Annotated in this window: 17 protein-coding genes, 1 tRNA gene and 1 other RNA gene; 10 read left to right on the top strand and 9 right to left on the bottom strand. The window is 55.7% G+C overall.

Annotation, left to right across the window (positions count from 1 at the left end; translation table 11 throughout):
- The 9 genes from QNK41_RS00960 to QNK41_RS00920 all read left to right on the top strand — a co-directional run.
- The coding region (locus QNK41_RS00960) for an SPOR domain-containing protein (RefSeq protein WP_319252813.1) at window positions 1-987 on the top strand (987 nt) is incomplete at its 5' end.
- Complete coding sequence (gene gspE / locus QNK41_RS00955; RefSeq protein WP_319252811.1) at window positions 984-2708, top strand: type II secretion system ATPase GspE; 1725 nt, start codon at window positions 984-986, stop codon at window positions 2706-2708. The genes QNK41_RS00960 and gspE, both read left to right, overlap by 4 nt.
- A 170-nt stretch (window positions 2709-2878) precedes the next feature.
- Complete coding sequence (yidD, locus tag QNK41_RS00950; RefSeq protein ID WP_319252809.1) at window positions 2879-3238, top strand: membrane protein insertion efficiency factor YidD; 360 nt, start codon at window positions 2879-2881, stop codon at window positions 3236-3238.
- 30 nt (window positions 3239-3268) lie between these two features.
- Window positions 3269-4189 (top strand): tetratricopeptide repeat protein, encoded by a 921-nt coding sequence (locus tag QNK41_RS00945; protein ID WP_319252807.1) that lies wholly within the window; start codon window positions 3269-3271, stop codon window positions 4187-4189.
- Between the two features lie 4 nt (window positions 4190-4193).
- The gene (locus QNK41_RS00940; RefSeq protein ID WP_319252805.1) at window positions 4194-5198 is read left to right on the top strand and encodes a PASTA domain-containing protein; all 1005 of its coding nucleotides are present in this window, start codon (window positions 4194-4196) and stop codon (window positions 5196-5198) included.
- Window positions 5199-5238: 40 nt separating this feature from the next.
- Window positions 5239-5889 (top strand): ribulose-phosphate 3-epimerase, encoded by a 651-nt coding sequence (gene rpe, locus QNK41_RS00935; RefSeq protein ID WP_319252803.1) that lies wholly within the window; start codon window positions 5239-5241, stop codon window positions 5887-5889.
- A 12-nt stretch (window positions 5890-5901) separates the two neighbouring features.
- Window positions 5902-6354: a type II 3-dehydroquinate dehydratase gene (gene aroQ, locus QNK41_RS00930; RefSeq protein ID WP_319252801.1), complete on the top strand. Its 453-nt coding sequence runs from the start codon at window positions 5902-5904 to the stop codon at window positions 6352-6354.
- Between the two features lie 9 nt (window positions 6355-6363).
- Window positions 6364-7545, top strand: a complete 1182-nt coding sequence (locus QNK41_RS00925; RefSeq protein WP_319252799.1) for a DUF2786 domain-containing protein — start codon at window positions 6364-6366, stop codon at window positions 7543-7545.
- A 44-nt stretch (window positions 7546-7589) separates the two neighbouring features.
- Window positions 7590-8591 carry a uridine diphosphate-N-acetylglucosamine-binding protein YvcK gene (locus QNK41_RS00920; protein ID WP_319252797.1) on the top strand — a complete coding sequence of 334 codons (1002 nt, stop codon included), beginning with the start codon at window positions 7590-7592 and terminating at the stop codon, window positions 8589-8591.
- A gap of 12 nt (window positions 8592-8603) precedes the next feature.
- Here the strand turns inward: QNK41_RS00920 and ispD are convergent, their stop codons facing one another.
- The 9 genes from ispD to hisB form a co-directional block, all read right to left on the bottom strand.
- On the bottom strand, window positions 8604-9305 hold the full coding sequence (ispD, locus tag QNK41_RS00915; RefSeq protein WP_319252795.1) for a 2-C-methyl-D-erythritol 4-phosphate cytidylyltransferase: 702 nt from the start codon (window positions 9303-9305) through the stop codon (window positions 8604-8606).
- Entirely contained in the window at window positions 9302-10606 is a 1305-nt protein-coding gene (locus QNK41_RS00910; protein ID WP_319252793.1) for an HPr family phosphocarrier protein, read from the bottom strand. The genes ispD and QNK41_RS00910 overlap by 4 nt, the downstream gene beginning before the upstream one ends.
- Before the next feature lie 221 nt (window positions 10607-10827).
- Window positions 10828-11209, bottom strand: an RNA gene (gene rnpB, locus QNK41_RS00905) — RNase P RNA component class A.
- Between the two features lie 259 nt (window positions 11210-11468).
- Window positions 11469-12188, bottom strand: a complete 720-nt coding sequence (locus QNK41_RS00900; protein ID WP_319252791.1) for a zinc ribbon domain-containing protein — start codon at window positions 12186-12188, stop codon at window positions 11469-11471.
- A 204-nt stretch (window positions 12189-12392) separates the two neighbouring features.
- Window positions 12393-13511, bottom strand: coding sequence for a Nif3-like dinuclear metal center hexameric protein (locus QNK41_RS00895; RefSeq protein WP_319252789.1), 1119 nt, complete (start codon window positions 13509-13511; stop codon window positions 12393-12395).
- A gap of 159 nt (window positions 13512-13670) precedes the next feature.
- Window positions 13671-13743 (bottom strand) — tRNA-Ile (locus tag QNK41_RS00890).
- Window positions 13744-13824: 81 nt separating this feature from the next.
- Window positions 13825-15699 carry an RNA polymerase sigma factor RpoD gene (gene rpoD / locus QNK41_RS00885; protein WP_320416503.1) on the bottom strand — a complete coding sequence of 625 codons (1875 nt, stop codon included), beginning with the start codon at window positions 15697-15699 and terminating at the stop codon, window positions 13825-13827.
- A 129-nt stretch (window positions 15700-15828) separates the two neighbouring features.
- On the bottom strand, window positions 15829-17643 hold the full coding sequence (gene dnaG, locus QNK41_RS00875; protein ID WP_319252787.1) for a DNA primase: 1815 nt from the start codon (window positions 17641-17643) through the stop codon (window positions 15829-15831).
- A gap of 365 nt (window positions 17644-18008) precedes the next feature.
- Window positions 18009-18596, bottom strand: a complete 588-nt coding sequence (hisB, locus tag QNK41_RS00870) for an imidazoleglycerol-phosphate dehydratase HisB (RefSeq protein ID WP_319252785.1) — start codon at window positions 18594-18596, stop codon at window positions 18009-18011.
- 126 nt (window positions 18597-18722) lie between these two features.
- Here hisB and QNK41_RS00865 point away from each other — a divergent pair, with 126 nt between their 5' ends.
- Window positions 18723-19037 (top strand): hypothetical protein, encoded by a 315-nt coding sequence (locus QNK41_RS00865; RefSeq protein WP_319252783.1) that lies wholly within the window; start codon window positions 18723-18725, stop codon window positions 19035-19037.
- The last annotated feature ends 186 nt before the right edge of the window (window positions 19038-19223 follow it).

Genomic DNA, 19223 nt, shown 5'->3' with positions numbered 1-19223 from the left:
TTTCCCAGCATCGCGGCCATCGTGCAGGCCTATAAAAAAGACCGCGATGTCAATCTTCTGTCGACGCCCCAGCTGCTCACCACCGACAATCAGGAGGCCAGCATTACGGTGGGCAAGAACATCCCATTCCAGACCACCACGTCGACAACCAACAACGACACCTTCAATTCCTTCGAATACCGGGATGTGGGCAAAACCCTCAAAATCACGCCTCAGATCAACAAGGACCGCATGGTCCGGCTGAACCTGTCGCTGGAAGTCTCCGCCCTGGAAAGTACAACGGATTTCCGTCCGACGACACTGAAGCGCACCGTGGAAACCACGGTGATGGTCAAGGACGGCGGCACCGTCGTCATCGGCGGGCTTATCGACGACAACTTCTCCCAAACCGAATACAAGGTCCCCTGCCTGGGTGATATTCCCGGACTGGGCTGGCTCTTTAAAACCCGGTCCAAGGGCAGCGAAAAAACCAATCTGTTCATCTTCATCACCCCCAGGGTGGTCCAGAACCCCGAGGAAGCATCATCTATTCTTGAGTCCAAAAAAAACAGAATCGATCAGATGCGCGAGATGCAGATCAAACTGTACCGTGGCGGTGGAGAAACAACGGTCGAACCGCCGATTGAAACAGGTCCGCCAGACGATGCCGCCCCGGAGGTCCTGATCAACGAAAAGGGCGAAACCGGAAACGGTGACGCCATCATGCAGATCTCGCCATCCGCGGCTGAATCGGTGACCAACCGTGCGGCAGCCAGCTATTACCTCCAAGTGGAGTCCGTTAGCGACCAAATGTCGGCCATTGGGTCGATTGAGCGACTGAAACAAATGGGTCATCAGGCCTATATTGCCGAAACGGATGTGGACGGCAAGATTTGGTATCGGATACAAATCGGCGGTTTCCCGGACCGCGTTGCGGCACAGATGGCCCGGGATACCCTCACCGGACAGGGCTTTACGGACACGCTCATCATTAATAACGGCCAATGAATCAATCCCTGGAAAATATCATAAAGAGCAGGTACGGCGTCTCTGAAGAGGACCTTGCAGACGCGATTAGACTCCGCAATGAAAAAGGGGGCAGTCTGTCGGAGATACTGATACGCCGTAAGGTCATCACCGAGACCCAATTGCTGGATGCCTTGAGCGAGCTGTACGACATCCCCTTCTGGCCCGAACTGCCCCTGGAAAGCTTCGGAGAGGATCGCACCCGCAGTGCACCCATCGGTTTTCTCAAACGCCATGCCATGGTGCCGCTGGTGCTGAAGAACATCCCGGCTGCTGGGGTTACGGTTCTGCCGGAGGAAATGGTCAATATCATCGCTGTCAACGATCCCGCTGCATTTGAGCCCCTGGACGACCTGGCTCGGATAATCGGCTTTTCGTCCTACAACCTTGTGCTCTCCACCAAAAGCGCCATTTTTGCCGCCATCAACCTGATCTTTGACATGAGCCGGGGCACGGCCGAGCAGCTCGTTCAGCACATGGAAGAGGATGGCAGTACCATCATCAGCGAAATCGAGGACACTGCCGATCTGCTCGATGACACCAGTGATGCCCCCATAATCAAACTGGTCAATCATATCATCTCCCAGTCGATCAAGGCCCGCGCCAGCGACATTCACATCGAGCCTTATCAGGACAGCTTCAAGGTGCGCTACCGGGTGGACGGAATCCTCTACGATCTGCTCACACCGCCAAAATGGATTCAGGCGTCATTGATCTCACGAATCAAGGTCATGGCCAAACTCAATATCGCCGAAAAACGGCTGCCCCAGGACGGTCGCCTGGAAGTCAAAATCGGCAGCCAGAATGTAGACGTGCGTGTTTCCACCTTGCCAACCACCTTCGGCGAGCGGGTGGTCATGCGGCTGTTGAACAAATCGGAAGAGGTCCTGAACCTCAAGGAACTGGGACTGTCGCCCGAGGATCACGAACTGTTCAACCGGCTGGTGACCCAACCCAACGGCATCATCCTGGTGACCGGCCCCACCGGAAGCGGCAAGACCACCACCCTCTATTCCGTGCTTTCCTCCATCATCAAGCCGGACATCAACATCATCACCATCGAAGATCCGGTGGAGTACCAACTCAAAGGCATCAGCCAGATCCAGGTGAACCCGAAAATCGATCTCACCTTTGCCCGCGGCTTGCGTGCCATCGTCCGCCAGGACCCGGATGTGATCCTCATCGGCGAGATCCGTGACAAAGAAACCGCCACCATCGCCGTCCAGTCGGCCCTGACCGGTCACCTGGTGTTCTCCACACTGCACACCAACGATTCGGCCGGTGCGATTACACGCCTGGTGGACATCGGTGTCGAGCCGTTCCTCATCTCCTCCTCAGTGGTAGCGGTGATCGCCCAGCGGCTGGTGCGGGTGCTGTGTGACCACTGCAAAGAGGCCTACACCCCTGGAGTGATCCTGGAGAGCATCGGCATTTCGCGGACGCAATTGAGAAACCACACCCTCTATCAGGCCAATGGCTGCGAGAAGTGCTTTAACACCGGCTACCGCGGCCGCATCGCCATATTCGAGATCATGCACATGCGCGAGGGGTTAAAAAATCTGATTCTGAAAACCTTCGATGCCACGCAGATCAGACAATTCGCCCTACAGTACAAAATGAAAACCCTGCGCACGAGCGGCATCGAAAAAGTGTTGGCCGGCACGACCACTATCGAAGAAGTCCTTCGGGTGACCCAGGAATGACCCGATGAACGTGTACCACCGGCTATTGAATAGGGCATTCGATCCAATAGAATAAATGACGCATCCAGGCGATCTCGTCATCGGAGTTCAACGTGGGCCGTTCGATGGTCGACATGAGAAAAAACTTTGAGCACTTCGGTATAAGCCCAACATTTGATTAAAGGTGCACTATGAAAACCCTCTACCTGGCGATACTGTTTACCCTGTTTGTCGGCACCGCATGGGCCGGGCCGCAGGCATCATCTCTACCCCCCCAAGAAGACTCCATGCCGGTGATGGCGGCGCCCATCCGCTTTTTCCAGAACTACCTGTCCGGCGCAGACGGACACCGCTGCCCCATGACCCCGTCGTGTTCCAGCTATGCCCTGCAGGCCGTGCAGCGCCATGGAAGCATCAAAGGATGGATCATGGCCAGCGATCGCCTGATGCGCTGCGGCCGCGACGAACTGAAGCGAAGCCCGTCCGTAATGACCCGCAACGGCATCCGCTGCCAGGATCCGCTTGGCAACAACGACGTCTGGCGGCACTGACGAAGGGAATGCCCAGAGGTGATTAAACCCGTGCCCCATTTTCTGATCGTCACCGTCGGCCTTTACCTCGTGCTGATTGCAGCACCCGCCGTTGGCTTCGCGCAGTTGACCATCGATGCGGACAGCCAATACCGGTATGCCCAATCCCGCCTCGATTCCGGGGCCGTCGACGAGGCGATTGCCGAATTCAACCGCTTTATCCATTTCTTTCCGGCAGACCCCAGAGTTCCCCGCGCCCATTTCCAGACGGGCATGGCCCACTTCAGCGCCGGCCAGTATCAGGCGGCAGCGGCCATTTTCAACCGGCAAACGGTTGATTTTACCGGTTCGCCCCTGGACAACCAAGCCTATTTCATGCTCAGCCGCAGCCATGCACGCCAGGGCATGATCGAACGGGCCATATTGGACCTGCACAACCTCGTGGCATTGTCTTCGGCATCGGAGGTCATCGATCGGGCCCGCTACGAATTGGGCTGGTTCCATGTGGATCAGGGCCGCTGGACCGACGCCGAACAAGCCTTCGGCCATATTTCACCCGACAATCAAGACCGCTTCCAGGTAGCCGACCTGATGCAGGCCCTGGCCCACAGCGATGCCATCCCGGTCAAGTCTCCGACCACCGCCGGTTTTCTTTCGATCGTGCCCGGCGGCGGCCAGCTTTACTGCAACAGATACCAGGATGCGGCCACCGCCTTTTTGATCAACGCAGGTCTGATCTGGGCGGCATGGGAAGCCTTTGACAACGAGCAATACGCCCTTGGCAGCGTGATCAGCTTCGTGGAATTCGGGTTTTACGCCGGCAATATATACGGTGCCGTCTCCAGTGCCCATAAGTACAACCGGGACCGGATTACCGAGTACCGTCAACGCCTTAACCAACGCAGGCAGATGTCGTTATCCCTGGCCCCGACACCCGAAGGTGCCGCCCTGCGCCTGACCGTTCGCTTTTAATACCATGCCATCTCCCCCCGCTTCATCGGTAACGCGCCTGGCGAAAAAAGCGCTGCAGATCTTTTTGCTGGTGGCCCTTTTCATGGCCATGGCCGGTATTGGGGCCTACATGGCCCTGACACTGATCATCAAGGGAGAAGATACCGTCGTCGTCCCGGAGCTGGTGGGCAAAGACGTCCTTTATGGTCTCGAAATCCTTTCGGACCTTGGGCTCAATACCCGCGTTAAAGGAACGGCATACCATGACCAGGTGCCTAAAAACCACGTCATCGATCAGGATCCGGATGCCGGCGCTGCCATCAAACGGGGGCGGGACGTAAAAATACGTGTCTCCCGCGGGCCGGAAACCATTTTAATGCCCAACCTGGCCGGTCTTTCCCTCCAGCAGAGCCGGATCCTGCTGACTGAAAACGGTTTATGCCAAGGCGTGCTCTCCGGCATGATCAGCCCCCGGTTCGACGCCGGGCAGATCATGGCCCAATATCCGCCAGCCGGTGGAATCGTTTCCCGGAACACCTGTGCCGACCTGCTGATCAGCCGGGGACCGTCATCCCCGGCATTTTCCATGGTGGATCTGTCCGGGTTTACCCCGGAGTCGGCCATCCGCCGTTTGGAACAGATGCAGTTGACCGTGGGAAGCATCCGGATGGTTCGCCGGATCGGTGAGCCGTTGGATACCATTGTGGATCAGATGCCGCCGGCCGGGCACCGGGTGGCTCCGGGCAACCGAGTGGACCTCACGGTAAACCGATCCCATGCCGGCCGGTATGCGGGCGAGACCGTAAACACCGATCAGGTCGAACTGTTCAGATTCTCTCTGGAAAACGGTTTTTTAAAGAAGCGGGTCCAGGTCAGGATGAACCAGCCGCAGATTTCGCTCAGCCTGTTTGATGATTTCTTGGCACCGGGCCAAGAAATCTGGCTTTTGGTTCCAAAAAGTGGTAACCCCACGATACTGGTGTATGTGGATGGTCAACTGGTTGAAACCCGGATCATGTATGCAAACTGACCGGGCCGGCGAATCGTTGAACGGGTGAGGAGAAGTGTAGATGAAATGTATTGCACCGTCGATCTTATCGGCTGATTTTTCTCGACTGGGAGAGGAAGTTCTTGCGGTGGAAACAGCCGGCGCAGACTGGATCCATGTGGATGTCATGGACGGCTGTTTCGTCCCGAACATCACCATGGGCCCGCTGGTGGTTGAAGCGGTCCGCAGGTCCACCGCGCTGACCATCGATGTCCACCTGATGATCGAACGACCGGAACGCTATATAAAAGATTTTTCCGATGCCGGTGCCGACTTTATCGCTGTCCACCAGGAGGCCTGCACTCATCTGCATCGAACCATTCAATTGATCCGCGAAAGCGGGGCCAAGCCCGGTGTGGCCCTGAATCCCGCCACACCGTTAGAATCCCTGCAGTGGATATTGGATGACCTGGACTTCGTCCTGATTATGAGTGTCAACCCCGGATTCGGTGGCCAGCAGTTCATCCCGTCGGCCCTGGACAAGGTGGCCCGACTCAGCACAATCATCCGCGAGCGGGAATTGTCCACCCTGATCCAGATCGACGGCGGCGTAAATGCCGGAACCATCAACCGCATCTCGGCAGCCGGCACGGATGTATTCGTGGCCGGCAGCGCTATTTTCGGCAGTGACGATTATGAACGGACCATTTCCGAACTCAAGGCTAAATGGTAAAAGGGGGTATCGGTGGCTGACAGTCGGCAGAACCAATTGATTCTCGTGGTCCACGGCCCCAACCTCAACATGCTGGGAAAGCGCGAACCTGAGCATTACGGCAGCCGGACCCTCGAGGAAATCGACGCCTCCCTGCATGCCAAGGCCACAGAACTGGGCCTGGAGATTTCCACGTTCCAGTCCAACCACGAGGGAGAAATTGTCGAGTCCATCCAAAAGGGTGTTGGGCGAGTACAGGGCCTGATCATCAACCCGGCCGCTTTCACCCACACCAGTGTGGCCATCCGAGACGCGGTCCTGATCCTGGATGTACCGACGATCGAGGTCCATCTGTCAAACATCCACCAACGGGAATCGTTCCGGCAGCGGTCGTTCATCGCCGACATTGCCACCGCGCAAATCTCCGGGTTAGGGGCTTCGGGGTATCTTTACGCCCTGGAGGCCCTGGCCCAGCTGATCGACTGACGCCTTGCCATGACCGCCAACTTCAAAAAACCGTCGATAAACGCCGACCGGTTTGCCGCCGGCCGGGTCTCCTCCCTCCAGTCGTCCTTCGATCACCAGATCCTGCGCGGTCTTTTGGCCGAATGGGAAAACGCTCTGTGGCTGTTGCCCGAGTCCCTTCGACGATCCATCAAACGACCCCTTTTTGCCATACGGGATATGCCGGCAAGGCTTGGCTCCTGGAGTCGGGACAAGCGTGAAATCACCTTGAGCCGGGAAATCATCAGCGATCACCGGTGGGATGATGTCAAGGAGGTGCTGCTTCACGAAATGGCCCATCAGGTGGCTCACGAAGGGTTACTGGCCACATCGGAACCCGACCATGGCAACGGTTTCCGACAGGCCTGTCGCCTGTTGCGTGCCAACCCAGCAGCCTCCGGCACCTGCCGTCCCCTTCACATGCGCCTGCACCAGGGGGAGGAATTGAACGACCGGGACCGCATCGTGGTCAGGATTCACAAGCTCATGGCCCTGGCCGAAAGCAACAACCCCAACGAAGCCCAGGCCGCCATGCTCAAAGCCCACGAGCTCATTTCGCGCCATAACGTGGACCTGATCGCTCAAGGCCTTGATCAGGATTACCACAGCCTTTTTTTAGGGGCACCCCGCCTCAGGCATTTTCGTGAGGCCTATCATCTGGCCCATCTGCTTCAGGATTTTTACTTCATCCAGGGCATGTGGATCCAGGCCTGGGTGCTTAAAAAGGGAAGGATGGGGCGCGTTCTCGAGATCAGCGGCACCCGGAAAAACGTTCAGATCGCCGACTATATCCATGCTGCCATATGTCGCTATATCGACGATGCCTGGGCGGATTATCGGCGAAACAAAGACCTGAATCGATATCGCAAAACCGATTTTGCCGTCGGCATCATCGAAGGATTCAAGACCACCTTGCAGCAGGCATCCGCAACGGGTTCGCGGGGCGTTGGCACCCATCTGCCCGCCGCTCGTGTCGAGGACCACGCACTGACCCGTTACCTGGCCCATCGCTATCCCCATGTCCGTTCCTTTTCAAGAAGGGGCCCAGGGCACGACGCCCGGGTTTTGGCAGACGGAACGGAGAGCGGCCGCAAGTTGATCATCGCCAAAGGCATCACCCGCCACGACGGTTTCAAGGAAAAGTTTTTGGATTACACGCATGACCCCGATTAAGAAAACAAGTCCGCGGAATCAAGACGCTGATACAGGGAGAACCCGTGAAGGACAAACGATCTAAAGCGAAGAGAAAGGTTCATGTGGTCACCATCGGCGGCGGCAGCGGCCAGTATGCCCTGCTGTCCGGCTTGAGACATCTGAAAGACATCCGCATCAGCGCCGTCGTTTCCATGATGGACAGCGGGGGCAGCACCGGCCGGCTCCGTGACGAGTTGGGCACCCTGCCTCCCGGTGACATCCTCAAGTGCATCCTGGCCTTGTCCCCCCACCAGGAAACCGCCCGGGTCATCTTTCAAAAGCGGTTCAAAAAGGACAGGCGCCTCAAGGGGCACAATGCCGGCAACATGCTCTTAACCATGCTCTCCCGCTACACCGGCAGCTTTCCCGCCGGCGTTCAGGCCCTGGCCGAAATCCTGGATGCCAAGGGCGAAATCCTGCCGGTCACCATCGACCGGGCCACCCTGGTGGCGGAACTGACCGACGGCAGCCGGATTTACGGTGAAAGCGCCATAGACACCCCCCGGGGCCATCAGCGCGAAACTATCCGGGATGTCTACCTGGTCCCCCATCACAGTGACGCGATCACCCTTTACCCGCCGGTTCTGGAAGCCATCACCGATGCCGACATCATCATCTTGGGACCGGGCGACCTGTTCACCAGCATCATTCCCAACCTCATCGTTCCCGGCCTGCGGGAAAAGCTTACTGCCGTATCCGCACCCCTTTTTCATGTGGTCAACATCATGACCAAATTTGGCGAAACAAACCACTATCAGGCTAGCGATTTCATTTCTACGATAGAAGGATTCACCGGACGGAAAATCAGCGGTGCCATCGTCAACACGCGACGACCCGATGACCGCCTGCTGGCCCTCTATCGTGAACAGAAAGCAGAATTTGTGGACGTCGGTTTCCCGGATACGGGTTGTCAACTGATCCTGGAAGACCTCCTTGAAACATCGGGAGACGTCATCCGCCACGACCACGAAAAGCTTGCCGGGTTGATTGCCGGAATCATTTCCGACGACTCATTCCAAGCCTGATTGGGTATGTGGCTATCCGGTCGCTTTTGCGCGCCATCTGGCGAATATGTCCCTGCCGATCGATAGATCTGCCGGCGTGGTGATTTTGATGTTGTCCGGGTCGCCGGGCACCACGGTCACCGTCTCTCCGGCAAATTCGGCGATGGAAGCATCGTCGGTGGCGGTGAACCCGCGCTGACCGGCCAATTGGTGGGCAGACCGGATCAAGTCGAGGGAAAAGGTTTGGGGCGTCTGGGCGAGACGGATCTGGTGCCGGTTCAGCGTGCCGACGATCACCCCGCTGGCATCCACCTGCTTTAAGGTGTCGGTGGCCGGTATCGCCGGGATGCATCCGCCGGTATTCTTGACGCCGGCAAGACAGGCATTCATGAGAGACAAACGCACGAATGGACGCACCGCATCATGGATCATGACGGTGCCGTCGGAAACGCCAACGGCGGCAAGCCCGTTGAATACAGAGTCCTGCCGCCGGCGCCCACCGGCCACCAATTGAACACCATGCTCCAGGGAAAGCGGCGCCACCATGTCAGCCCGGCACCATTCCAGGTCATTTTCTGGAACCACGAGAACAATTCTGTCCAGATCGGGGTGCCGGTCAAAAGCCATCAGCGTATGGGCGACAATGGGCACGCCGCCCAGGTTGAGGTATTGTTTTCTTACGGCTGTCTTCATGCGGGAACCGCTTCCACCGGCGACGATGACGGCACAAATCATTTCAGGTAGCTCAATTCGCTGGGTAGCGGCACGCCTTTGCCCATGGTATCTTCCCCGTAATTGACGCCGGCAAGGATCTCAATGGCAGCCAAGGCACGGGTATCTCCCTCGAAAATCACCTCAGTGATCTTCTCTTTTTGTATTTTTCCGCCGGCCCATTGAATGTCCAGCACACTGCTGGCATCGAACCGGTCTTGACCCACTACCAGTTCCACCTGCCCCCCGAAATGTTGAACGATCTTGGCCACCAGGAGACTGGGCCGGCTGTGAAACCCCAGTTTGACCGGAATCCCAACGGTAATGGCGGAACGCTCGATGTTTTCATTGAGAATTTCACGCGCCAGTTTCTTACCGGCGTTGAGGTAGTGGCAGGCATAGTATAGACCGAAATTGATGGTCCGGTCCAGCAAGACCACCGGGTCCACCAGGGATGCCAGTTTATCCTGAACCCGTTTGTATGTGTTTTTATAGCCGGCTTCGTGAAGGTGCCGTTCGTAAAAATGAAGCAGACGCCCCATCATCTGCAGCAAATGGAAGACAATAGAGAAATAACTTCTTAACGACTTCAGCTTGCGGTCACCGAACCGGAAACCGCCGTGAATCACATAGGTATCAAAGGAAGACTGAAGGTTGTGCACCAACATCTCGAAACGGCGGATCTGCACCTCGTTCACCGTTTCAGGAACCAGAGCAGCGATCTCGTCATTACCGTAAGGCTCGTAAAACCCCATCGGGTCGAAGCTGACAGCGATGGAAAGAAACTCGCTGGCTATTTTCACGATGTTGCGCTTTTGAACATCCTTGGCGTCATCGTCAATGTCGTATTTGAGCATTTCGCTGGTGGTTATGCCAGGAAAGTCCTCTGACCCGAAAGCGTCCACCGGCAATGCAATGTTCAACCGCGAAGCCTCATCAATAATCACGGGAGCCAGATTCCGCAGGGCATCATTCAAGAATTTAAGGGTTTTTTCCCCCTGTTCACGAAACACCTCGGTGTCTGGAATATCATAGAATACCATCCGGTTTAAAATATGCTTCTGGCAGTATGCCCCAAGACAAAGGTGCCTGACGGTGGCACACAGCTCCCGGTACAGGTACCAGGCCTCGCTGTTCTTAGCCCCGTGGAAGTCGAGGAAGTCTTCGAGCACCTGGGAGGTGCTGATCAGTTTGGAATATAGCTTTTTGGTAAAAACGTGATTAGGCGTCTGCCGGCTGGAGATATAGATGCAGCATTTCAGGTAGTCTATAGAGAAGATTCTGACCTTTTCGGAAAAAGAGATTTCACTGCAGGGATCGTTCACGTTGCGCTCCGTGATCAGGGTTCAGAGGTTCAGGGTTAACAGAAAATCGTAACAGAGTCTGCCGCGCCGGAAGCCTGACAAATAGGCCGGTAAAATAAAGTGCCCCCCTCCGATTGATTTAGTACACTATGTCATAAATGCACGCTGGCCCCTGAGGGTCGGAATGTTAACGTTGAACTCGCAATCCTGAGCCTCTGAAAGGCTACAAAGAACGAGATAGCGGCCGGAGCAGCCCGTAAGCCGAATTCTGTTCCCCCGGCCGGTTACCCGGATCGGGGGCGGCAACCATTCATCTGGGATGCCGATTGCCCGGCACCTCGTGCGACCTACCCGGGAGCTTGGACGGGCAGCCCTCTGACGCTCCCCTATTTGGTCTTGCACCGGATGGGGTTTACCTAGCTTCTCCGGTCGCCCGGAGAACTGGTGCGCTCTTACCGCACCGTTTCACCCTTACCCTGCCGACAACGGCAGGGCGGTCTGCTCTCTGTTGCACTTGCCTTCACGTCGCCGTGACTCCATGTTATGGAGCACCCTGCCCTGTGGTGTTCGGACTTTCCTCCAGCTCCCGAAAGAAAAGGAGCCAGCGATCGCCAGGTCTGCTCCGACCGCTATTCGCTATCCTTGACGGATTCGTAAAAAACCCGATAACTACGTTACGCTTCATCCCTCGTCACTGCGGAATACGGTTAGTACACTGCCTACGGCACCCGCGATAGCGGTATTCTCGGGATGGAACATGAATGTTCGCCGTAATGATGAAGATCGATATACTGTTCGCTCGCTTAAGCTCGCTTTCGCGGCCCGCAAGCCTTAACCCGGGCTTTTTACGAATCCGTCTAAAATGAGACTTTTTACTGGATTATCATCCTTGTTCTTTCCAATAAATAATCCGATGGCAGTGGGGGCAAAACCGAAGTTCATCAAACCGCTGCAGCTCATTGAACAACTGTGCGGGAATGTTCATGTGGCATCCCATGCAGATGGCCTGCTGAACGGGTACCACAGCCAGCCCACGAACCTTTTTTTTCACATCGTCCAGAACGGTAAATATTTGTGGATCGGCATTGGCACTGATCCGGGCCTTCTTTTCGTTCAGCGCTTCAACACTCTGCCGTTCCCGCTTCTCCTTGGCGGCGAACATTTCTTTTTTTTCCCGGTAGGATTGAACGAAACCCGCCAGCTCCGCCTCTTTTGACTTAACCGACGCCTCAGCGGATTCAATGGTCTCCAATTGCTCCAGCATTCGGTCTTCGATGCCCGAATTTTTTTTGCGGATCTCATCGATCTCTTTCAAAATCGACTGGTACTCCTTGTTGGTTTTAACCGCGCGGAGTTTTTCGTTGCTTTTGACGACCATCTCTGCATTGACCTTCGCTTCGGATTCAAGATCGCGATAGGCTTTTCTCAGACCGTCAAGGGCCGCTTTTTCGGAGGAGACCATGGCCTCACGTTCGGCCACCGCCTGATCAAGGGCGGCGGCTTCGTTGCTCAACGCATTGACCAGCCGGTCGGCTTGATGAATCTCCAACTCAACCCCCTGCACCTCGACGAGGATGTTAATCTGTTCTTGAAAATTGCTCATGCCTGCCTTTCTCGAATCCCGCTTTTGAACCCTCCCCGCGGCAAGTCGCGGGGAGGGTTCGCCGTAAGGATAAAAAAATCGATTTCCAGTTCGCTCGCTAACCCCGCCGCACTGCTGCTCGGCATCTCTGCTTCGCGCCGACCCCGATGGCGGGATCTCCGCTTCACTTCGACAAGCGCCGGGGAATGCGCTCGCTATCGCGGTTCACAGGTAATGAAATGGGTCTTTTTCCGTATCCACGGCTTCCACGGTGGCCGATATGCCTGCGGCCTTGACGGACTCACGGAGAAGCGCAGCCAGTACATCGACGACCAGGTGCTCCGAGCCAAAATGTCCGATATCGATCAGCCCGATGCCAGCCTGCTGGGCATCTCTGGCCGTGTGATAGCCCAGATCCCCGCTCACATAGGCCTGTGCGCCAGCAGCGATTGCCGCGGTCATCAAACTGGCGCCGCTTCCGGAACACACCGCCACCGTCTTTACTGGCATATCCGCCTTGCCGACAATCTTCACCGTTGAGAGATTCAGCGCGGCTTTCAGCTTCGCTGCGAAGGCATCCAGTGGCAAGGGTGACTCAAGCTCCCCCACCCGTCCCAAACCGGCCTGGTGGTCGTGGACAGTCAGCGGATAAACATCATAGGCCATGGATTCATACGGGTGAACCTTTTTCAGCGCAACCACCACCGCGCTCAGGTCGGCGTTGGCCAAGAGGATTTCAATGCGGCTTTCCTGAACTTCCGCAAGGATGCCGATTTTGCCGACGGCCGGGGATGCGCCCTTGCCCGGTAAAAAGGTGCCAACACCCTCGCATCGGAAACTGCTGCATGAATAATTACCCATCCGGCCGGCATCCATTGCAAACAGGGTATCGAGAATGACCTTCACTCGGTTCGAAGGAACGAATACCACCAGTTTGCACATGTCGGCATCGGCAGGCCCGGCCAGAACCCGAACCGTGCGCAACCCCATCCGACCAACCAGGACATCATTGACACCGCCCGGCACACTATCCAGGTTGGTGTGGGCACTGAAAATGGCCAGCCGTCGGGACAAGGCCATTTCGGCAATTCCACCAAGCGGTGAATTGCAGTCAATGTGCTTGACCGGTTTGAAAAACAGCGGATGGTGTGTGACCAATAAATCCACACCGTTTTCACAGGCCCTGGCCACCACCTCGGGCAACGGGTCCAAGGCCGTCCATACTTTTTTTACAGGCCAGCTACGGTTTCCGATCTGAAGACCGACATTGTCCCACGGCTCCGCCAGGCGTGGAGGTGCCAGGTGGTCGAGAATCCGGACAAATTGAGCGACGGTTGCTGTCATGCTGGTTTCCTCAAAAAATCAACAGCCGGCAACGTACATAAAAAAAGGCGCGGTAGCCGGAGTCTATCCACGCCGAATCGCCTTTTTCTCCCCAACAGAACCAGATGCCGAGGCCTCCGGGCGTTAGGGGTTGACGAACGGCGCCGGAGTTTTTTTAAGTGGGCCCACCTGGGATCGAACCAGGGACCGACCGGTTATGAGCCGGTGGCTCTGCCAGCTGAGCTATGGGCCCGTATCAGATCAAAAGCGATTGTTTGTCTACCTCCATCATGGCAAATTGTCAAGCAAATGCAAGCCCGTCCCGTGTCACATATCAATGGTCGATAAAGCTCTTCAGCTTCCGGCTGCGGGTGGGGTGGCGCAGCTTTCTCAGCGCTTTTGCCTCGATCTGCCGGATTCGCTCGCGGGTAACGGTAAAGTCCTGCCCAACCTCTTCTAACGTGTGGTCCGCCTTCTCACCAATGCCGAAGCGCATGCGAAGCACTTTTTCCTCACGAGGGGTCAGGGTAGCCAGTACTTTGCGGGTCTGCTCGGCCAGGTTCATGCTGACCGCCGCTTCTGATGGCAGCATGAATTTCTTGTCTTCGATAAAATCGCCCAGATGGCTGTCTTCCTCCTCCCCGATCGGGGTTTCCAGAGAAATCGGCTCCCTGGCAATTTTTAGCACCTTGCGGACCTTGTCGATGGGAATTTCCATCTTCTCGGCAATCTCCTCCGGACGGGGTTCCCTGCCGAACTCCTGAACCAGGTAGCGGGAGGTGCGGATCAGCTTGTTGATGGTTTCGATCATATGCACCGGAATGCGTATCGTTCGCGCCTGGTCGGCGATGGCCCGGGTGATGGCCTGCCGGATCCACCAGGTGGCGTAGGTGCTGAACTTGTAGCCCCGGCGGTACTCGAACTTGTCCACCGCCTTCATCAGTCCGATGTTGCCCTCCTGGATGAGATCAAGAAACTGGAGTCCACGGTTGGTGTATTTTTTGGCGATGCTGACCACCAGTCTCAGGTTGGCTCGAATCAGCTCGCTTTTGGCAAATTTTGCCCGCATGCGGCCTTCATCCACACTGGCCATCACCCGCTTGAGGTTGCGGTTGTTGGCCTTGAAGTCATTTTCCTTTTCCACCAGCTGCTCGGCCATCGAATTCAGGTGGGTATAAATTCGCCCCAGCGCCTCTTCATCAATGCTGGACTGTTTTTTGGCCCATTTCATGAATTTGGCTTTGGTGGTCAAGTGTTCGCGAAGCTCCCCAATCGTTGCACCGAATGCTTCTGCGGTGATGGCCACCAACTTGTTCTGTGCATCGAACCAGTCGATGAGCCGGCGAATATGCGCTTCGATGCGGTCGATCACACCGCCTTCCAGCCGCCATCCCTTGAGCAGCTCGAAAATTTTATTGTTGCGCCGCATGATGCACCGCCTGACCCGGCGGGCCTCATCGGGTTCCATCTGCTCGGAAAACATGCGTTCACGGTACGTTTTGATTTCATCATTCACCGCGCGGATTCCAGCAATGGTTTCAAGAAAGTTTTCAATCTGAACCATCTCATCCACATAGGCGTCCCCTTCATCCACATCACGCAAGACATGCTTCGGCCGCAGGGCACCCACTTCGATCAGGTCCCCGAATTCAAGGATGTATTTGACGCCTAAAGAGGTTTCCAAAAGCGCCTTGAGAACGTCCTGTTCACCCTCTTCGATCTTCTTGGCAATCACCACCTCTCCTTCACGGCTGAGGAGGGTGACCATGCCCATCTCGCGAAGATACATCTTCACCGGATCCGTAACCGAACCAATGTCCGATACCGCTACGGCCTTGTTCAGCGCCGCTTTCTTTTCGGGGGAGCTTTCCTTGTCTGAAATTTCGTTATCGCTTTCGATGATCTCAATATCCATATCGTCGAACATCATCAGGGTATCGTCGATCATTTCCGAAGACATCATCTCATTGGGGAGGACCTCGTTAATCTCGTCATAAGTCAGTGAGCCCTGCTCCTTGCCTTTTTCTATGAGGGCCTTGAGCAGTTTCTGGTCGTTCTTCTTCGTCGCTTTCTTTGTCTTTTCCGATTTTTCGTCACGTGCAGCGGCGCCGACAGCCGACTTGCCACCCGTCTCGGCTTTCTTCCGGGCCGATTTTTTTCCGGTCTGCGTGGATGTCCCCTTGCGCTTGTTATCGGATTTTTTGGTCATGCCGTTTGCCTCCTGAACCACAGCCGGACATATTGCAGTCCATCAATGGGTCGCGGTATTCTGAAACTCGTTTTTTATTCCCATGCCCGTCAACGGCTGTCCTAAGCCGCCACATGCCATGGTCAGCGGTCAATGGTTCACACCGCTTTGTTTTTCCATTGTCTTTCGGGCCTGCTGCTGTTTTTCCCGCAAAAGCGTGGCCAGAAGGGTTACATCGCCGCTTTTTTCCGCGGCCTCGATACGATTTAACAACACCTTGTCACGACGGCGTATGCTGCTCTCGAATTGGGACATCAGGTTCATGCAACCGTCTCGGTCCCAGTGCTCATCGGTTAGTGAAAGCCGGGCAATCACCGCCTTTTTCTCCGGGTCGTCCCAGCGGGATACCAGGCCGGCGATGTCGCTGTCGATAGTGGTGAAATGGTCGAGTATGCCACGCCCGATCTCTGCCAGCACAGGATCCGTGAAATGATCCATGAGCCGTCGCCGCTTGATATCGGCGATCATCTCCGGGAACTGAAGCATCATGGCCACCATCTGCCGTTCAAGTCGGTAGGTTTTCCCGCGAATCGGCGACGGCTCCGGTGCGTTAACCATGCCCGGCCGACCTTTCAGCCAGGACGCCTTGGCAGGGGACTGCGCCGTTCGCTTGATCTTCTGCAGGAGGACCGTTTCATCCACACCAATCCGCTCTGCCAGGTGCTTGACCCGGAGCGACCGGGCAACCGGATCGCCGATAGCCAGGATGGCCGATTTCAGGTCGTTGACGATGCGGACCTTGCCGTCGATACTCAATCCATGCTTCTCGACAGCCGATTCCACCATGAATGGAATCATACCCATGGATTGACCAGCTACCTCTAAAAAATCATCGGGACCGTGAGCCATGAGAAATGAATCCGGATCATGGCCTTTGGGCAACACCATGATCCGTGCCTCCAGCAGTCCTTTTTGGAAAACCGCCACGCTGCGCTGTGCCGCTTTGATACCCGCCAGGTCCGAATCGTAAACCAAGACGGCCTTGCCCCCCTCACCCACGAACCCCTTGAGGATTTGAACGTGGTCGGCCGTCAAGGAGGTCCCCAAGGTGGCCACCGTGTTCTCGATGCCGAACTGGTGCATGGAAAGCAGGTCGAAATAGCCTTCAACGACATATACCGCCTGCGTTTCCCGGCATTTTTGGCGGGCCCGGTTTAGCCCATACATGGATCGGCTCTTGTTGTATACCGGTGTGTCCGGGCTATTTAAGTATTTGGGCAGCGCATCGTCCATCACCCGGCCGCCAAATCCCACTGTCTGGCTCTGTCCATTGAAAATGGGAAAGATGATCCGGTTCCGGAACCGATCGTAATGTCCCTCCCCTTTTTTACGGGAAACGATTAACCCGGCCTGCAAAGCCATTTCGACAGGTTTTCTCCTTGAACGGAAGTGACTAACCAGTGAATCCCAACCCTCCGGTGCAAATCCTATTTTGAATTCATCAATCGTTTTGCGCGTCATCCCCCTTTTTAACAGATACCCCTTGGCCTGTTTACCGCGCTCCTCCGAGAGCAGACAACCTTGGTAAAAGGACACGGCATCGCCATTAAGCGTTAGTATCGTTTCCCGTTCCGTCAACTTTTTTTTCTCGTGGGGAGACAGATTTCGTGTGGGCAGGTCGATGCCGTAACGTCCGGCCAGTGATCTGGCAACCTCCGGAAAGGTGAGTCCGCTGTGTTTCATCAGGAAACTGAATACGTTACCACCGGCACCACAGCCAAAACAATAAAATATCTGTTTGTCGGGGCTCACGGTGAATGACGGGGTCTTTTCGGCATGAAAGGGGCACAGCCCCAAAAGGTTGCGCCCCGCTCGCCGCAGGGATACCGTCTCCGATACGATATCAACAATATCGGAAGCATTTTTGATCGCTGTAATTTTTTCGTCAGGAATATACGCCGCCAAGAAAAGCCGCCTCCATTTCAAATGGATTCGGGTTCAATCGTGCTCCGGTAGGACCTGGGCCATCTTCACTGAAAAGACGGTCACGGGCCAGATTGGCGGTAAAAAAAGCGCCTGAACGCCGGGACTGGGCCGATAGCTACCTTGTGCATAGGGTCAACCTTTGTTGAATTGGGTACGATAAATCCTCAGAGCTATTTTGTCAATGTATAGTAGCGGCTTTATTTAAAAACACTGGATATTGAAGATCAGGATAGCCCTTGAAGCGATGGAATCCTGATAGACGGTGGGTCTTTACCTGCAGCGATCGGTTACCGGTTCAGGATGCGACCATGCCGGATTATCTTGCCAACCCGATGAGCTCCGGATTACAGGACACCTTTTGAAGAGCGAACTCCCCTGCGAACGGTGTCGATCGACACCGCCTGCTTGAGTGCCCGGCCAGTAGACTTATAAACCGATTCAAGCACATGGTGCTCGTTTTCCCCGTATTTCACGTTGATATGCAGATTCATGCCGCCCTTCACCGCAAAGGCCCTGAAAAACTCTTTGGATAGGCCCCGGTCAAAGCGCCCCACGGACTCCAGTACCGGCGGCAGGTGAAAAACGAGAAAAGGGCGGTTGGACAGATCGATGGCCACTTCGGCCAGCGCGTCGTCCATGGGCGTCACGGCAAATCCGTAGCGGCGAATGCCGAAGCGATTGTCCAGGGCCGTAGAGACGGCTTCGCCCAGAACCAGTGCGACGTCCTCGACGGTATGATGATAATCCACCTCCAGGTCACCCTTGGCCTGCACATCCAGATCAAATCGGCCGTGAACGCAGAACAGGGTCAACATGTGATCGAGAAAGGCGATACCGGTGTTGATATCGGCCTGTCCCTCTCCATCCAGGTTCAGTTCGACCTGGACTTGGGTTTCCGTTGTTTTTCGTTCGAGCCGGCACGTCCGGGTCATGGCAGTTCTCCTTACCACATGCGCGATGAAGTTTAGTTGCGGCCCACGTCCGAGGCAATCGTGCGTGATCGTTGAGGTTGAGGATTAGGGGCTCCGCAGCGACCTTGTACACCACCTGCTCGGACGATGCAACCGATCAATCCGGCGTCTTGGTCAGGCGTCTTCGGTGATATCGGCGGTGTTGTCAATGAGGATCATTTGTTCTTCAGCGATTTTTTCCTCCTCGGGGATCAATTTTCTAAATCGCTCAAAATCGACTCGCCGTTCGGATTTCACCTTGAACCGGGCATTATTTTTTATACTGCGTCGATCGTGGCCGCACCGTCGCTGCCGACCGGAACGGAACTCCGGCACCGTTGGCCGTTCAAAATTCAACCTCCGGTCATACTGCCGACGACGGCCGCCGTAATCGGTAATTTGAGGAATTTCCCGGGAGTTTGACATGGTTGGAAAGACACTATTGATGTTGTCGATGGTGGATCAGCATGGTCGATTTATCATTGCACATTACCTTTGATGAAATCGTAAAAAGTCGCATTTCCGACGGATTCGTAAAAAGCCCGAGATCAAGGCTTGCGGGCCGCGATAGCGAGCTTGAGCGAGCGAACAATAAATCGATCGCCATCC

Origin of the sequence: Desulfosarcina sp. (genome assembly GCF_033791525.1) — a bacterium.
GTDB lineage: Bacteria > Desulfobacterota > Desulfobacteria > Desulfobacterales > Desulfosarcinaceae > Desulfosarcina.
This window is presented reverse-complemented; position numbering and strand designations above follow the sequence as displayed.

Excerpts from the sequence above, each read along its gene's own strand:
- hisB (WP_319252785.1), bottom strand. The coding sequence starts at position 18,596 with ATGACCCGGACGTGCCGGCTCGAACGAAAAACAACGGAAACCCAAGTC.
- QNK41_RS00895 (WP_319252789.1), bottom strand. The coding sequence starts at position 13,511 with ATGACAGCAACCGTCGCTCAATTTGTCCGGATTCTCGACCACCTGGCA.
- QNK41_RS00865 (WP_319252783.1), top strand. The coding sequence starts at position 18,723 with ATGCAACCGATCAATCCGGCGTCTTGGTCAGGCGTCTTCGGTGATATC.
- QNK41_RS00900 (WP_319252791.1), bottom strand. The coding sequence starts at position 12,188 with ATGAGCAATTTTCAAGAACAGATTAACATCCTCGTCGAGGTGCAGGGG.
- gspE (WP_319252811.1), top strand. The coding sequence starts at position 984 with ATGAATCAATCCCTGGAAAATATCATAAAGAGCAGGTACGGCGTCTCT.
- ispD (WP_319252795.1), bottom strand. The coding sequence starts at position 9,305 with ATGATTTGTGCCGTCATCGTCGCCGGTGGAAGCGGTTCCCGCATGAAG.
- rpe (WP_319252803.1), top strand. The coding sequence starts at position 5,239 with ATGAAATGTATTGCACCGTCGATCTTATCGGCTGATTTTTCTCGACTG.
- QNK41_RS00925 (WP_319252799.1), top strand. The coding sequence starts at position 6,364 with ATGACCGCCAACTTCAAAAAACCGTCGATAAACGCCGACCGGTTTGCC.
- QNK41_RS00940 (WP_319252805.1), top strand. The coding sequence starts at position 4,194 with ATGCCATCTCCCCCCGCTTCATCGGTAACGCGCCTGGCGAAAAAAGCG.
- rpoD (WP_320416503.1), bottom strand. The coding sequence starts at position 15,699 with ATGACCAAAAAATCCGATAACAAGCGCAAGGGGACATCCACGCAGACC.
- yidD (WP_319252809.1), top strand. The coding sequence starts at position 2,879 with ATGAAAACCCTCTACCTGGCGATACTGTTTACCCTGTTTGTCGGCACC.